Annotated in this window: 11 protein-coding genes; 3 read left to right on the top strand and 8 right to left on the bottom strand. The window is 74.4% G+C overall.

All coding sequences use genetic code 11. The annotated features are described in order from the left end of the window. Positions 1-335: 335 nt before the first annotated feature. Positions 336-1,145, bottom strand: a complete 810-nt coding sequence (locus B5D66_RS10630; protein WP_078761523.1) for an aminoglycoside adenylyltransferase domain-containing protein — start codon at positions 1,143-1,145, stop codon at positions 336-338. 422 nt (positions 1,146-1,567) lie between these two features. Between B5D66_RS10630 and B5D66_RS10625 the strand changes: the two genes are divergently transcribed. Both B5D66_RS10625 and B5D66_RS10620 read left to right on the top strand, forming a co-directional pair. Continuing rightward, complete coding sequence (locus B5D66_RS10625; protein ID WP_078761522.1) at positions 1,568-2,290, top strand: maleylpyruvate isomerase family mycothiol-dependent enzyme; 723 nt, start codon at positions 1,568-1,570, stop codon at positions 2,288-2,290. 325 nt (positions 2,291-2,615) lie between these two features. Then, the gene (locus B5D66_RS10620) at positions 2,616-4,271 is read left to right on the top strand and encodes a BCCT family transporter (RefSeq protein WP_078761712.1); all 1,656 of its coding nucleotides are present in this window, start codon (positions 2,616-2,618) and stop codon (positions 4,269-4,271) included. Between the two features lie 56 nt (positions 4,272-4,327). On the opposite strand, the gene B5D66_RS10615 is transcribed toward B5D66_RS10620, so the two are convergent. Genes B5D66_RS10615 through B5D66_RS10590 form a run of 6 tightly spaced genes read right to left on the bottom strand, consistent with a single transcriptional unit; the run spans position 4,328 to position 12,284 of the window. Further along, positions 4,328-5,446, bottom strand: a complete 1,119-nt coding sequence (locus B5D66_RS10615) for a phosphotransferase (RefSeq protein ID WP_144390075.1) — start codon at positions 5,444-5,446, stop codon at positions 4,328-4,330. Between the two features lie 49 nt (positions 5,447-5,495). Continuing rightward, entirely contained in the window at positions 5,496-6,755 is a 1,260-nt protein-coding gene (locus B5D66_RS10610) for a phosphotransferase (protein WP_078761520.1), read from the bottom strand. Beyond that, a complete protein-coding gene (locus tag B5D66_RS10605; RefSeq protein WP_078761519.1) occupies positions 6,748-8,553 on the bottom strand; it encodes an ABC transporter ATP-binding protein in 1,806 nt (601 codons plus the stop codon). The genes B5D66_RS10610 and B5D66_RS10605 overlap by 8 nt, the downstream gene beginning before the upstream one ends. 43 nt (positions 8,554-8,596) lie before the next feature. Beyond that, entirely contained in the window at positions 8,597-9,736 is a 1,140-nt protein-coding gene (locus B5D66_RS10600; protein ID WP_078761711.1) for a glycosyltransferase, read from the bottom strand. A 23-nt stretch (positions 9,737-9,759) separates the two neighbouring features. Beyond that, positions 9,760-11,019: a glycosyltransferase gene (locus tag B5D66_RS10595; RefSeq protein WP_078761518.1), complete on the bottom strand. Its 1,260-nt coding sequence runs from the start codon at positions 11,017-11,019 to the stop codon at positions 9,760-9,762. Positions 11,020-11,063: 44 nt separating this feature from the next. After that, positions 11,064-12,284, bottom strand: a complete 1,221-nt coding sequence (locus B5D66_RS10590) for a glycosyltransferase family protein (RefSeq protein ID WP_078761517.1) — start codon at positions 12,282-12,284, stop codon at positions 11,064-11,066. Between the two features lie 770 nt (positions 12,285-13,054). Between B5D66_RS10590 and B5D66_RS10585 the strand changes: the two genes are divergently transcribed. Further along, complete coding sequence (locus B5D66_RS10585) at positions 13,055-13,735, top strand: sirohydrochlorin chelatase (protein WP_078761516.1); 681 nt, start codon at positions 13,055-13,057, stop codon at positions 13,733-13,735. Between the two features lie 85 nt (positions 13,736-13,820). On the opposite strand, the gene B5D66_RS10580 is transcribed toward B5D66_RS10585, so the two are convergent. Beyond that, entirely contained in the window at positions 13,821-15,902 is a 2,082-nt protein-coding gene (locus tag B5D66_RS10580; protein WP_078761515.1) for a heavy metal translocating P-type ATPase, read from the bottom strand. Between the last annotated feature and the right edge of the window lie 28 nt (positions 15,903-15,930).

The raw sequence follows: 15,930 nt of genomic DNA, 5'->3' as shown, positions 1-15,930 counted from the left end.
CGCTGCTCCCCGCGCACGCGGGGATGGACCCTGCCGCTGACGTGCGCCATGTCCGGATCGTGCCTGCTCCCCGCGCACGCGGGGATGGACCCGCGACCATCACCCAGCAGGCCGAGCTGGCTGCCTGCTCCCCGCGCACGCGGGGATGGCCCCTCGGCGGACCACCACTCCCACACGCGCTGGCGCTGCTCCCCGCGCACGCGGGGACGGCCCCTCTCCGTGCCCGCCCGGGGTGGCGAGCCGGAGCGGTCGGGGGCCAGTTCAGGGTGGGCGAAGAAGGTGGGGCCTCTCCCGGTGTTCCGGGAGAGGCCCCACGTGTGCGTCTGGGCGGCGGGTCAGGCCGGCTGGGGGGAGAGGGCGTCGTCCAGGACCATCTCGATGTAGTCGAGGGCGGCGCGGCGGCGGGCCAGCGCGCTCTGGTAGAGCGACGGGAGCCGGGAGCCGCGGCGGATGCGCAGGCACTCGTTGACGATGCGGTCCCACCGCTCGGGGAAGGCGTGCAGCGCGTAACGCCCCGCGCCGGACTTCGAGGTGATCTCGCCCGTGCGCAACGTGAAGTGCAGCCGGCTGACGCTCAGCACGCTCCACGACGGCGCCAGCGACCCCAGCGCGGCCAGGCCGCGCGGCGTGACCAGCCGGCCGGCCTTGGCCCGCCAGCGGCGCCAGTGCTCGTCGAGGTTGCCCAGCGACCAGTCGCGCAGGCTGTCGCGCTCGTTCCACATGTCCAGCTCGACGGGGAGCGGCCCGCGCACGGTGACGCCGCGCTCGGCGAGCACGTGCCAGGTGACCGGGTTGACGTCGGCGCTCGCCTTGCGGCGCAGCCGGCCCGCGTTCACCGACGCGAGGGGGCCGCACGCGGCGGGGTCGTCGTCGAGATCCTCCCACGTGACGTGGATGCCGTTGAACTGCGGTCGGGGAAACCGTGACCGCATGCGGGAGTGGACGCGGCGCAGCGCGTCGAAGTCGGTGTCGGTGAGGCGGCGGGCGGTGACCACGACGAAGTCGACGTCGCTGACGTGCGGACGGTAGTCGTCCAGGGCGACCGACCCCGTGAGGTACAGGCCCTCCACCAAGCCGGGGGCCTCGCCGTCGATGTCCCTGAGGAACGTCTCGGCAACGGTCCGCGCCTGCGGATGGACAGCCATGTGGTCTCCAGTCTGCTCCGCCTGGCCGCGGAAGTGAGGGTCGTGAGCGCTCGCGCGGCGCCATCGCCGGCGATGGCGCGGGGCCTGGGCCCTTCACGTCCAACGACCCCGTCCGGTTCCCGGTTCCGCTGCGCGCGGGGGAATCGGGGACGGCAGGCGGCGTCGATGCTCATGCGTTCGGTTGTCGCAGGGGCCGGCTGCGCGGCCCCTGCCTTCCAGTCTGGGAGCCGGTGCGCGGCTTGGCAAGCGAAGCGGCGCGAGTCTGGTGCCATGTCCCCGTGGATGGTGGTGCGCGCACCACCACGCGCCCGGTTTCGCGGCCCGGCCCGGTGGCGGCCGCGGGCCATCGAGCATAAACCAGCGGCCATGGGGGATCTAAGGGACGGACATGGACGGCCCGCCCCCGAGCCAGGAAGAACCTGATGCCGCAGCTCGAACCGAAACAGATCCAGTCGTGGTTGGAACAGGGAACCGAGCGTTTCGCCGAACGGATCGCGGGCCTTCCCGACGCCGACTTCCGGGTGCCCTCGCGGCTGCCGGGGTGGACCAGGGCGCACGTCATCGCCCACCTCGTGGCCAACGCCGGGGCGTTGCTGAACCTGGTCGCCTGGGCGCGCACCGGTGTGCAGACCCCGATGTACCCGTCGCCGGAGGAGCGCGACGCCCAGATCGAGGAGGGCGCGCAGGACCCGCCGGAGTGGCTGCGCGCCGAGTTCGCCGACTCCGCGCGCCGGCTGAGCGAGGCCCTGGCCGGGCTGGGGGAGGCCGAACCGGACACCGTCCTCACCGACGCGCGGGGGGCCGAGATCACGGCGCGCGACCTTCCCTGGGAGCGCGTGGTCGAGGTGTGGCTGCACCTCGTCGACCTCAACGCGGGCGACTCCTGCGCGGACCTGCCGGCGGAGCTGGTCGACGCGCTGCTGGACCGCGCCGCCGGCGACCTCTCGCAGCGGCCGGGATGCCCGGCGCTGCACCTGGTCGCCACCGACCGGCGACGGACCTGGGAGGTCGCGGGGGAGGGCGAGGTCGCCGAGGTGACCGGGCCCGCCGCCGACCTGCTGGGCTGGCTGACGGGCCGCGAGCGCGGGACACGGCTGCGCACGGGGACCGAGCGGGAGGCGCCGCGTCCGCCGGCGTGGAGGTGACCGGGCCCGGGACGGCGTGGTGGCGGCCGGTGGGCGCGTCCGCGGTGGCATGAACCACGTCCCGCGGTGAACGGCGTCACGTCGCGGTTCCGACCGCCGTCGCGATGGCGGATCCCCGCCGGGATGTGCGCCAGGCACGCCGGAGTGAGTGATCCGCCACAGCGTGACGGTGCATGGCGCGTTACTTCGCCGGGTACCGTCGCAATTTGATAGAAAAGACGTTTTTGTCGTCTTCGGGGTCGTTCATTGCCGACCCGGCAGGCGTCTGAGGACCGTTTCGACCGGTCCAGACGAGCTGAGAAGAGTTCTCATTCCCATGGTCAACATGGTTGAACGTGTACGCACCCGTGCCCTCCGAAAACGAGAGGAGGGGCGGGTCGACACCTGGGTGGTCGGCGTCAGTGGCGGAGCCCTCATCGCCTTCGTCGCCGCAGCCCTCCTTTTCCCCACCGCCACGGAGAACGCCGTCGACACGGCGTTCACCTGGTCCGCCGACTGGTTCGGCGCCTACTGGCAGCTTTTCCTCCTGGCCACGTTCCTGGTCGCCGCCGTCCTCGCCTGCTCCCGTTACGGCCGGGTCCGCATGGGCGGGATCGCGCGTCCGGAGTTCGGCTGGTTCAAGTGGGTCGCCATGGTGATGACGACCCTGCTCGGCGCGGGCGGCGTGTTCTGGGCGGCGGCCGAGCCCATCGCCCACTACGTCGACACCCCGCCGTTGTTCGGGACCGGCGGCGGCGCCACCGACCCCTCGCCCGAGAGCGTGGCGCTGGCCCAGAGCTTCATCCACTGGGGCTTCCTGGGCTGGGCCGTCGGCGGGACGCTGGCGACGTTCGTCATGATGCGGGGCGTGCAACGCGGCCTGCCGCTACGGCCGCGCACCCTGCTGTACCCGATCATGGGCGACCGGGTCAAGGACCACTGGATCGGCACGGTCGCCGACATCTGCTGCATCCTCGCCGTCGTCGCCGGAACGGTCGGCCCGGTGGGCTTCCTCGGCCTTCAGGTCTCCTACATCTCCGGTGAGATGTTCGGGACGTTCGACGGCTACGCCACCCAGCTCGTGGTGATCATCGGGCTGACCGTGGTCGCCGCGATCTCGGTGCTCAGCGGTCTGGACAAGGGCATCCAGTTCCTCAGCCGGCTCAACGTGTGGGTCGCGCTCGCCCTCCTCGTCTGCGTGCTGGCCCTCGGCTCGGCGGTGTTCGTCTTCAACACCTTCTTCGACGCCTTCGCGCTGCACGCCACCCAGTTCCTATCGATGTCGGTCTACCGCGGCGACGGGTCGTGGCTGGGCTCCTGGACCACCTTCTTCTTCGCCTGGTGGGTCGGTTACGCCCCGCTGATGGCGATCTTCATCGCGCGGATCTCCAAGGGCCGCACCGTCCGGGAGATCTTCATCGGCGGAACCGTCCTGCCGACCGTGGTCACCACGTTCTGGTTCACCGCCCTGGGCGGCACCGGCATCTGGCTGGAGACGCAGAACCCCGGTTCGGTCTCCGGCCCCTACGAGGAGACCGGTCTGCCGGCCGCCGCGCTGTCGATCGTGCAGCAGCTGCCGATGAGCGCCCTGCTCGGCGTGATCGTCCTGGTGGTGACGGTCGTCTTCGTCGCCTCCACCATGGACTCGATGTCCTACGCGCTGGCCGCCTCGGGCATGCGCGACAGCGAACCGCGCCCCGTCATCCGCGCCTTCTGGTGCGTCGTGATGGGCGCCGCCGCGGCGGTCCTCATCGCGATCGGCGACGGAGGGGTCAACGCCCTCCAGTCGTTCATCGTGGTCACCGCCGTCCCCGTCGGCCTGATCATGCTGCCGACCCTGTGGACCACGCCGCGCATCATCCGCTGGATGGCCGTCGAGCAGGGTCTGCTCTCCCGCGCCGACGCGGCGGGCATCCCCGAGAAGCGCGACGAGGAGGTCCCCTCCTGGACCGGCCCCTCCGAGGTGGGCCGCAAGGAGCCGGAGTTCGCCGGCCGCTACTGACCGCGAACCGGGGCCGTGCCGCCGCCGTACCCGGCGGGGCGCGGCCCCGGCCCGTCTCAACCGGGGGCCGGGGGCGATTCCAGCGCCGAGGCGTACAGCTCCCGGGCCAGCCCCCGCCAGCGGGGCCGGAAGGCGTAGACCCCGGCCAGGCGCAGCCGGGTCGCCGCCACATAGGCGGGAACCCGGCGCAGCGTCGCCTCGTCGGGTTCCAGCCCGGCCAGGAACGCGGCCCGCGCCGCCCGGGCGCGGGCCGGGCCCACCACCCCCTGGGCGCTCCGCAGTGCCATGTGCGCCACGACGTTGGCCACGTCCACCGCGGGTTCGCCGAGCGCCAGGGTGTCCAGGTCCACCAGCCCGATCCGCTCGGCCTCGGGGGCGGCGACGAACTGCTTGTCGTAGCAGTCGCGGTGCACCGGGCGAAGCGGCGCGCCGGCCTCCTCCCCGAGCGCGGCCAGCACCGGGCCAGGGTCGGCGTACGGCAGCAGCCCGAACCGCCAGGCCGGGCGCAGCCAGCGCAGCACCGCCTCCTTCTCGTCGGCGGGGGTGTGCCGGGGCGGCCCGCCCTGCCCGCCCGGACCGGGTGAGGGGGGCTCCGCCGCGTGCAGCACGGCCAGCGCGGCGCCGGCCCGGTACCAGTCGAGCAGCCAGTCGCCGACCCGCCCGCCGGCCGCGGGGCGCGTCAGCGGCTCGCCCGGCAGCGCCGACCACAGGGTCGCCCCCTCGCCCATGTCCTCCAGCAGCCGCGGCACCGCGAACGCCGTCCCGGCCAGGCGCTCGGCCTGTTCGAAGCGGGCCACGAGGGCGGCCTCACGCCCCGGCCGCACCGCCTTGACGTAGCCGCGGTCGGTGCGCACCACGGCGCGCCGTTCCGGCCGGTGGGCGACCAGCCGGCCGCCGGCCCGGACGAGCGCGCGCACCCTCGGCAGCCTGCGGTCGGCCCCGTCGGGCTGGAGCAGCACGCCCTCCCCGGGCAGGGCGGACGCGCCCGGGGTCGCCGCCGCGACCCGTTCCAGCCGGTCGGGGTCGGCGAACCACTGCCCGGCGACGCGCCGCCCGTCGGCCTGCTCCCACTCGACCAGGGCGTGGTCGGTGCCGCGCGGCCAGGCCCGGCGCAGCAGCAGCGGTTCGCCGGTGGCGGGGGAGACGACCCGGTCGGCGACGAAGCGTTCGGTCACGGGATCCTCCACGGGTGGGCGCGGCCGTCCTGCGCCGCGTGGTCCTCGTTCACGCGCCCACCAGTCCGGCGGCCGTCTCGACGAGCATCCGGGCCTGCCCCGCCCAGCCGGGCACGCGGTGCCGGAACGGCTCGGCGCACCGGTTCAGCAGCGCCGCCGCCGTGTGCGCGGCCAGCCCCCGCGGCCGGGGCCGGCCGGGGCGGGCCTCCAGGTAGGAGTCGAGGAGCGGGCCCAGCACCCGGTCCGGTTCGGCGCCGGCCAGGGCCCGGCCCGCGGCGATCTCGGCGGCCACGAAGGACGCCAGGTCCGCGGCCGGGGCGTCCACCCGCACCCGGTCCAGGTCGATCAGCGCCGGGCCTCGCTCGGTCAGCAGGACCTGGTCGGCGGAGAGGTCGCCGTGCACCAGGACGCCCGGCTCCGGTTCCAGGGCCCGGGCGCACGCCTGGGCGACCCGCTCCGCCCGCGCCGCGAGGTCGGGCAGGAGCGCGGCGACGGCCCGCGCGGCCACAGCCGGGTCCGTGGGCCGGGCTTCGGGGAGCTCCCGGGGCGCCGGGACGGCGTGCAACCGGGCGAGGAGACCTCCCACGGCGGCCGGCGCGTCGACGTCACCGGCCGCGAGCGCTCCGTCCAGGGGCGTCCCGGGGATCCAGCGCGTGGCCAACAGCCCGAACCTGCTGACCCTGGTCACCTCCGGCACCGGCAGCCCGGCCGCCGCCAGCGTGACATAGGGGGCGACGTTCACCCCGCCCGAGTGGGCGCGCAGCACGTGCTCGGGGCGCCGGGCGTCGCCGTCGAGCCGGCCCACCCAGCGCCGTCCCGGCTTGTGGCGCAGGGTCCGCGCGCGTCGGGTCCCCTGCGAGGCGAACCCGGGGGCGCCGGCGAAGTGGCGCAGCGCCGGCAGGGCGCGGTCGTCGGCGGGCGCCGCCACCACCAGCCCCAGGTCGGGGGCGACCAGGGGGCCCCGCCAGCCCGGATCGGTCACTTCCGTCAGATCGACGCCTGGCGGGGCCGGCGCGGGGGGCCCCTCGGCGTGGCGGACGTCCTTACCGAGCTTGCCGTCGCCTTCGGCCGTGTAGGCCCGCAGGAAGGCGCGGCGGGTCCTGCCGCCGTACCCCAGCCGCAGCGCCGCGGTCAGGCTGGTGCCCGGCTTGTAGCGCAGGTAGGTGACGGTGACCCGTTCGGGGGCCTTCGCGTCCGCGGGCAGCAGCTCCGCCACCAGCGAGGTCAGCGCCTCGTGGTCGAGCACCACCCGCAGCGCGGGAAGGGCGGGGTCGCGGTCGGCGATCTCGGCGTCCGCTGGCTCAAGCACCGGTGGGCCTCCTCGGCTCGGTCGGGGAGCCGGTCGTCTCCGACGCGGCGGCGATGTTCGCGGTCACCTCGATGACCTCCTGGGGCTGTCCCTGGGCGAGCACCCGCCCGTCGTGGATGGCGATGACGACGTCGCAGTCGGCGACCGCGTCGATGTCGTGGGAGATGAGGAAGGTCGTGCGCCCCCGGGTCAGTTCGGCCAGCGCGTCTTGGACCTCCCGCCGGCTATCAGGGTCCAGGCCGGTCGTCGCCTCGTCCAGCACCACGATGGGGGAGCGGCGCAGCATCGCCCGGGCGATCGCGATGCGTTGACGCTGCCCGCCCGACAGGGTCGCCCCGCGCTCGCCCAGCACCGTGTCGTAGCCGTCGGGCAGCGCGGAGACGAAGCCGTGCGCGTTGGCGGCCCGGGCGGCGGCCTCGACCTGCGCGTCGTCGGCGGTGGGGTCGCCGTGCCGGATGTTCTCCCGGATCGTCGTGGCGAACAGCACCGACTCCTGGAGCACGATCGCCACCTGCGAGCGCGCCGCCGCGACCGGCAGGTCGCGCAGGTCCAGCCCGTCGATCACCACCCGCCCCTCGGTGGGGTCCTGGAGGCGCAGCAGCAGCGACGCCATCGTCGACTTGCCCGACCCCGACGGGCCGATCACGCCGACCCGGGTGCCCGCGGGCACCGCCAGGTCCAGTCCGCGCAGCCCCCACCGGCCCGCGCCGTAGTCCAGGCTCACCGACTCGAAGCGGACCTCGCCGCGGCGCGGCGGGGTGACGTCGAGCGGCCCGTCGGTGATGTCGGGGCGCACGGCGAGCAGCTCGGCGACGCGCTCACCGCTGGCCGCGGCCTTGGCGATGCGGCCGGTGTACTTGGCCATGTCCCGCATCGGTTTGAACGCGCTCTTCAGGTAGGTCACGAACACCACCAGTTCGCCGGGGGTGAGGCTGCCTGAGAGAGCGGCATACCCGCCCGCGGTCACGACCATGCCGGTGGCGATGCCCACGAGCAGGTCGGTGCGCCGTTCCAGCCCCGCCGACAGCCGGGTGGCGCGCACGCCCGAGACGAGGCTGGAGTCGTTGCTGGCGGCGAAGCCCCTCTGCTGTTCGGCCTCCAGGCCGTAGGACTGCACGACGGTGATGGCGGCCAGCGCCTCGGCCGCGCCGCCGGCCAGCTCGCCCTCGCGGCGGCGCTGCTCGCGCGCCGCCGAGTTGATCCGCGCGGAGTCCCGCGTCCCGTACAGCGCGAACACCGGGAACATCGCCAGCACCAGGCAGGCCAGCGGCCAGTTGATGATGAGCATGACGACGCTCATCCCCAGCAGGGTGACGACGTTGCCCACCATGGGCAGCGCCGCGGTGACGGCGACCTCCTGCAACCGGTTGACGTCCCCGGTCAGCCGGGTCAGCAGGTCGCCGGCGCGGCTGCTGCGGTGGTAGCGCAACGACAGGCGTTGCAGGTGGGCGAACAGGTCGCCCCGGACCTTGGTGAGCACGCGCGACCCGGCCAGCGCGAACGCGCTCGTCATCAGGTAGGAGGCCAGCGCGCGCATCCCGGCGAACGCGACGACCGTCACCCCGCACAGCACCAGCATCAACATCAGGCGCGGGGTCGGCTCCAGGTCGGGACGGACCACCGCGTCCAGGACGATCTTCAGCGGCCAGGGTTCCAGCAGCCGGAAGGCGACCTCGGTGAACAGCGCGATGAAGCCGCCGGCGACGAGGGTCCGCTCCTGGCGCAGATGCGGGCGCAGGTGGCCGAAGATACGGCGCAGCCCCGGCAGGGACTCCCGTAGGTTCTTCGGTCGGGCCATCTTGTGGTCCTTTCAGGGGGCAGCGGGGTGGGGACGGGGGTGGTCATACCGCGATCGGACCGGCGACGGCCAGCGTGCGTTCCACGACCGCCTCCCAGGTGTGCCCCAGGGCGGTGCGGCGGGCGGCGGCGCGCATCCGGGCGCGCGCCGCGGGGTCGTCGCGCAGGGACTCCAGCGCGGCGGCCAGCGCGGGGGCGTCGCCGCCGGGGACCAGGAGGCCGTTGGAGCCGGGGACGACGACCTGGCCGATCTGGCCGACGTCGCCGGCGACCACGGGCAGGCCCGCCGCCAGGTACTCATAGAGCTTCAGCGGTGAGAAGTAGTGTCCGCCCTCGGCCCGGTAGGGCGCCGCGGCCACGTGCATCCGGCGCAGTTGCGCGGGCACCCGGTCGGGCGGGAGCGCCCCGGTGAACTCGACCCGCTCGGCGACGCCCAGCCGGTGGGCGAGGTCGCGCAGCGACGCGGCCTCGGGGCCGTCGCCGACGATCAGCAGCCGCGCGTCGTCCCCGCGCATCCGGGCGAACGCGCCCACCAGCACGTCCACGCCGTGCCAGCGCTTGAGGGAACCGGTGAAGCCGACGGTGAACGGGCCGCCGGGTTCCCGGTCGGCGGGCCGGAACCGTCGCACGTCCACGCCGTTGGGGATGACGTGGACCCGCTGCGGGGGCGCGCCGTGGGCCAGCACCCACTCCGCGACCGGTCCCGACACGCACACCACGGCCGAGGCCACGGTGAGGGCGCGCGACAGGATCGCCTCGGCGCCGCGCCGGTGGACCAGGCCGCGGTGCTCGGCCTGCTCCTCGATCAACGGGGCGTTGACCTCCAGCACGCCGGGCACCCCGGCCGCGCTCGCCCGCTCCAACGCGAACCCGCCCCACAGCGCGTAGCGCTCGTAGACCAGGTCGTAGGGGCCGGCGGCCTCCATCAGGTTCTCCAGGGCCGCGGCGGCGCGCATCGTCATGCGCTCGCGCGTGGCCGTGTCACCGGTGCGCGCCGGCGCGACCTCGTGCACGGGGATGCCGGCGAGGTCGGCGGGCGGCGGGCCGCCCGTGCGCATGCAGAACAGCTCGACGCGCGCGCCGCGCGCCAGCAGGACCCGCAGGACCTCTTGGACGTGGATGGAGGCCCCCTTGGAGCCGAACACCGGGATGCCGGGGTCGGCGCACACATAGGCGATTCGCACGTTGTCCTCCTTGACGGGGCTGGTCACAGGGCCGCGACGGCGGCGGGCACGGGAGGTCCGGTCACCGGGGGCGGGGGCAGGAGCGCGTCGAGCCGGCCGGCCTGGACGGCGGCGTCGAACTCCCGCTCGACCAGTGCGCGGCCCGCCCGCGCCAGGCCGACCCGCAGCGTCGGGTCGGCCAGCAGCGCGGCGAGCGCGTCGGCCAGGGCGGCCGGGTCCCGCTGGGCCACCACGAGCCCGGTCTCGCCGTCGCGCACCACCTCGGGGATGCCGGTGACGTCGGTGGACACGCACGGGGTGCCCAGCGCCATCGCCTCCAGCAGCACGGTCGGCAGCCCGTCGGCGTTGCCGTCGGAGCCCACGACGCACGGCGCCGCGAACACCGCGGCCGCGCCGACCAGCTCACGGACCCGGGGCTGGGGGAGCGGACCGGTGAACTCCACCGTCCCGGCCAGGCCGAGCCGTTCGGCCAGCGCGGTCAGCTCGCCGGCCAGCGCGCCCGTCCCCGCGATGCGGCAGCGGAACCGCACGCCACGCGCCACCAGCAGGGCGCACGCCTCCAGCAGCACGTCGAACCCCTTCTTCTCGACCAGGCGGCCCACCGCGGCGATCAGCGGGAGACGGTCGACGGGGTCGCGGTAGGGGTGCGCGGAGAGGTCCAGGCCGTTGTAGACCCGGTACACCCGCCGCGCCGCGCTCCCGTAGCGGTCGGTGAGGTGGCCGACGTTGTAGTCGCTGACGGTGACCACGTGGTGGGCGTCGGCGAGTTTGGCGGCCAGGTCGGCCGGCTCCACCGAGGCGTGGAAGATGTCCTTGGCGTGGGCGGTGAACGAGTAGGGCACCCCCGTGATCAGCGAGGTCAGCCGGGCCACGGTCGTGGCGACCGAGCCGAAGTGGGCGTGCAGGTGGGTGATGCCCCGCTCGGTGACGTGCACGGCCAGCTCCATGGCCTGGGCGGCGTCGCGGGCGTCGGCGGCGAGCAGGGCGGTGAGCGCGTCGGGGCCGATGGGGCGCAGCGCGTTGACCCGGGCCAGCGTCTCCCACAGCTCCGCGGCGCGCAGCCGCGTGTGCGGCAGGTAGGTGACGGGGGCCTGGACCCGCGACAGGGTGTCGTGGAAGCGGCCGTCGTTGGGCAGGCGCAGCGAGAACAGCTCGATGTCGGCCCCGCGGGCCTCCCGGGCCAGGACCTCGGTGACGACGAAGGTCTCGGAGAAGCGCGGGTACATCTTCAGCACGTAGCCGATCCGGTGTCCGGTGGCGCCGCCGGGCGACGAGAGGGACATGACGGGTCCTTTCGGGGGATGCCTGTCCGACAGGACAGGGACGGTCAGGAGGCGGTGGGAGCGAAGGCCGGGGAGTCGATCAGCTTCCGGGCCAGTTCGGGGATGCGGGCCAGCCCCTCCAGGTCGGCTCCGCCGCGCGGCCGGCGCGGACGTTCCAGCGCCTCGCCCACCCACGCCCCGATCCCCGAGGGGGTGAGCGCCGCCGGGTGCAGCAGGTCGAGCAGTCCGGCCCCGGCCAGCCGCAGGGCGCGGACGAGCTGTTCGGCCCGTGGCCGCACCCGTGGCACCACCAGCAGCGGGGCGGTGCCCGCCAGGGCCTCGCAGACGGTGTTGTAGCCGCCCATCGACACCACGGCGGAGGCGTGTTCCAGCCAGGGGGCGAGGTCGGGGGCGAACTCGCGCACGCTCATGTCGGCGCGGCCGGCCGCCAGGGCCTCCACCGCCCGGCGCCGCGCCGGCGGCATGTGCGGTCCGGTGACGAACACCCCGTGCACCCCCGCGGGCAGCGGGGCGGAGACGAACGCCTCGGCCAGGCGGGCGCCGTCGGCGCCGCCGCCGGCCAGTCCCAGCACGAAGGGGGTCTGCATCGGCGCGGGCGCGCCGCTCCGCCCGCGGTCGGGCACCAGGTAGCCGGTGTGGGTGACGCGCGCGGCGAGGTCGGCGGGCAGGCCGAGGTCGGCCGTGGGGTCGCTGAGCGTCGGGTCGCCGTAGCACCACACGGCGTCGTAGTAGCGGCGCAGCGCGCTGGTGCCGCGGGCGCGTTCCCAGTCGGCCGCGGCGGCGGAGGGGGCGTCTAAGACGTCGCGCAGACCCAGGACGACGCGTGTGGGGCCGCGCCACAGGACGCGCAGCGCCGGTTCCAGCTCGCCGAACACGCCGCGCGGGTGCTTGTCGACGATGAGCAGGTCGGGGGTGAAGGAGCGAAGCGTCGAGGACAGGATCGCCGAGCGCAGCGAGATGAGGTCGGCGAGGTCGGCGGAGAGGTGACGGGCGGCGTACTCCCCGTCGGGGTCCTTGCCCAGCGCGGGCAGGCCGACCACGTCACAGCCCGGGGGACGGCCGAACGCCGCGGCCTCGGGCGCCCCGGTGAGCAGGAGCACGTCGGGGCGCGGCTCCAGCGCGCCGAGGGCCGAGGCGAGGGCGAGGTTGCGGCGCGTGTGGCCCAGGCCCTGGGCGTCGTGGGAGTACAGCGCGATGCGAAGCCGGCCGGGCCCGTCCCCGGCGGCGCGCGGGGGACGCGGGGTCGCTACGTCATCCAGGGTCACAGGGATCCTCCACGGGGTCGGGTGGGATGGCCGGCGGTGTCGCCCGGCGCAACAACTGTGCTGGCGAGCGCCCTAACGGGGGGTTAAGGAGACGAGAAGGCGATGAGAAGGCGGCGGAGGGGTGCGCGCCGGCGGGAGCGCCGGTGGGAGCGTGGGAACGCGAGACGTGAAATTGCGCGCGGATCCGGTGACGGATCATTGGCCCGCCTGCGCGGGCGACCTGGCCGGGGGCGGCCAAGGTGGAAGTGGCGGGTGTCCTGGGCAGCGCAATCGTTGACGCGAGAGCGTCGTGTGCCGACAGTCCGTGCCCGGGAGGCCGGTGCTGATGTTAATCATCCGTCCAGATGGGTATTTCCCATTTCCCAGTGCGGGGCGGTTAATTGCCAATCTCAATCACGCGAACCTCTCTAGAGAGGTCGGGTAGTAAAGTCGCCGGCTTAGCGAGAGCGTCGGAGACTCAGGCGATCCCGCTCCGGAGGCGACCGCGGAGGAAGTGATGGCGATAACAGCACCCCGCTGTGGAAAAAGGAAATCCCCCCGTATATCGTTGCTATCGTGCGGAAGTAGGGCCTGGTCCTGCGGCCGTCGTTTTTCCCGGAACGAGCTCCGGAGTCACCTCGGGTGATCTTTGCCGCCCCTTTGGGTCGTTTGGACGTCGTGATTAGACGCTGTTTTCACGTGTGTAACACGAGGTCATTCGGGTGAAACCCGTGATCTTTACGCTCGTCAATACCGAGTGGGCGTTCTCGGCGATTTTTAAGGAGACGGACATGGTTCCGACGATGCTGCTGGTGGCCGACGGTTCTCACGACCCGCAGCGCAGGGAGGCGCTGGGGGACCTCGCCGAGGCGATCGCGAGTCGTGGAGAGGCTCCCGTGGTGACCGCCTTCGGCTCCGACACCGACCTGAAGACCGCCGTCGAGGCGCTGGAGGGACCGCTCGTCGCCGTCCCGGCCTTCCTGGCCGGTGGCGACCACGCCAGCTCCGAGCTCTTCGCCGGACTGAACCTCGCCGACCGTTTCGACGCCTGCGCGACGGCCCCGTTGGGCGCCGTCCCCTCGATCGTCGCCAACCTGGCGGTCCGCCTGGAGCAGGCCGGCTGGCGGCCCGGCGACGGTGTCGTCCTCGCCGCCGACGGCATCCGCGACCAGGACGAGCGCCAGCAGGTGGCCGCGGTCGCGCGGATGCTCAGCCGCAGGGTGCACTCACCCGTCCAGGTCGGGCACCTGGGAACCTGGGCGCCCTCGGTCTCCGACGCCGTGGCGCGGCTGCGCCGCAACGGCAACCCGCGGGTCGCCGTCGCCGCCTGGCGCCTGGTCGACGGCGCCGACGGCGAGCGTCTCCGCGAACTCGACGCCACGGCCGTGACCGCGCCGCTGTGGCCCTCCGACGTCGTGGTGGACACGCTGCTGGCCCAGCACCGCGCGGCGACGTCGCGGCTGGCCGCCTGAGCCGCTCCCCGTCAGGAACGCCCCCGTACCGGATGAGCGTCGCGCCGCCGCGCGGGTCCCGCCCGCGCGGCGGCGCGGCAGCGCATCACCTACCGGGCGACAGGTCCACCCGGCGCAGGAGCTGGGCGTTGAGCGCGACCACGATCGTCGACAGGCTCATCACCACGGCGCCCACCGCGGGTGGGGGGACGAAGCCGATCGACGCCAGCACCCCCGCCGCCAGCGGCACCGAGATGACGTTGTAGCCCGCCGCCCACAGCAGGTTCTGCCACATCTTGCGGTACCCGGCCGCCGAGAGGCGGCGGACCGCCAGCACGCCGCGCGGGTCGTCCGAGGCCAGCACCACGCCCGCCGACTCGATCGCGACGTCGGTTCCCGCGCCGATCGCGATGCCGACGTCGGCGCGGGCCAGCGCGGGCGCGTCGTTCACGCCATCGCCGACCATCGCCACCCGGTGTCCTCTCCGCTGTAGGTCGCGCACCACCTGGTCCTTCTGTTCGGGCAGCACCTCGGCGAACACCTCGTCGACGCCGAGTTCGGCCGCCACCGCGTCGGCCACGGGCCGGGCGTCGCCGGTCACCATCGCCACGCGCACCCCCTGGTCGTGCAGTTCCGTCACGGCCTGGCGGGACTCCGGCCGGACCTCGTCGGCCAACGCCAGCGCGCCGGTCACCGCGCCGTCGCGCAGCACGTGCAGGACGGTGGCCCCCCGCTCCCGCCAGCCGCGGGTGCGTTCGACGAGTTCAGCGGGCTCGGCCGCGCCCGACTCGGCGAGCAGGGCCGGACCGCCGACCTCGATCCGCGCGCCGTCGACCTCGGCGCGCACGCCGCGGCCGGTGAGGGAGTGAAAGCCGCTCGCCGAGGGGACTCGGCCCCGCTCGCGGGCGGCGCGCGTGATCGCCCGGGCCAAGGGGTGCTCGGAGTCGGCCTCGGCGGCGCCGGCCAGTGCCAGCACCTCCTCCTCGTCGTGGCCGGAGGCGGCGGCGACGCCGGTGACCGTGGGCCGGCCGCGGGTGAGCGTGCCGGTCTTGTCGAACAGCACCACGTCCACCGCGCGCGTGCGCTCCAGCGCCAAGCGGTCCTTGACCAGGATGCCCGCGCGCGCCGACATCGTCGTCGAGATGGCGATGACCAGTGGGATCGCCAGGCCGAGCGCGTGCGGGCAGGCGATCACCAAGACGGTCACGGTCCGTTCCACGGCGTCGGACAGCGGCCCCAGCAGCGACCAGGCGGCGAAGGTGAGCGCGCCCGCGACCAGGGCGAACCAGAACAGGGCCGCCGCGGCGCGGTCGGCCAGCGCCTGGGCGCGCGAACGCGACTCCTGCGCCTCGGCGACCAGCCGCCGGATTCCGGCCAGCGCGGTGTCCTCGCCGACCGCCGAGACGCGCACCCGGACGGCGGAGTCGGTGGCCACGGTTCCCGCCACGACCCGCTCGCCCGCGCGGCGGGTCACGGTCCGCGACTCCCCGGTGATCATCGACTCGTCCATCGCGGCCGAACCGTCCATGACCGTGCCGTCGGCGGGGACCCGGCCGCCGGAGCGGACCAGGACGGTGTCACCCACGCGCAACTCGCCCAGTCCCACCTCCTCGACGCTCCCGTCCTCGGCGATCCGCTCGGCGGTGTCCGGCAGGAGCTCGGCGAGGGCCTCCAGCGCGCCTGATGCCTGGCCCAGCGCCCGCATCTCCAGCCAGTGGCCCAGCAGCATGATGACCACGAGCAGGGCGAGCTCCCACCAGAAGTCCAGCGCGGGTCCGGCCAGCCCGGCGGCGGAGAACAGCCCGGCGACGAAGGCGACGGTGATCGCCAGCGCGACGAGCGTCATCATGCCCGGCCGGCGGGCGCGCAGTTCGCCGACGGCGCCGCTGAGGAAGGGCCAGCCGCCGTAGCCGAAGATCACGGTGCCCAGGACGGGCGGGATCCAGGCGGCCCAGTGCGGAACGGAGTATCCGAACCATCCGGCGACCATGTGGCTGGTGGCCACGACGGGGATGGCGAGCAGCAGGTTCCATAGGAAGCGGGAGCGGAACGCCGCCGCGTGGTCGCCGTGCCCGTGTGGGCCGTCGTGGCCGGCGTGCTGGCCGTGGCCCGGGGTGGTGGCGGGCGCGGGGTCTCCGGTGGAGGCGGGCGCCGCCGCGTGGTGCCGGGCGTGGTCATCGGGTCCCATATCGGCCTCCCGAGATCGGGTGTCATCA

This window comes from Marinactinospora thermotolerans DSM 45154 (genome assembly GCF_900167435.1).
Lineage (GTDB): Bacteria > Actinomycetota > Actinomycetes > Streptosporangiales > Streptosporangiaceae > Marinactinospora > Marinactinospora thermotolerans.
This window is presented reverse-complemented; position numbering and strand designations above follow the sequence as displayed.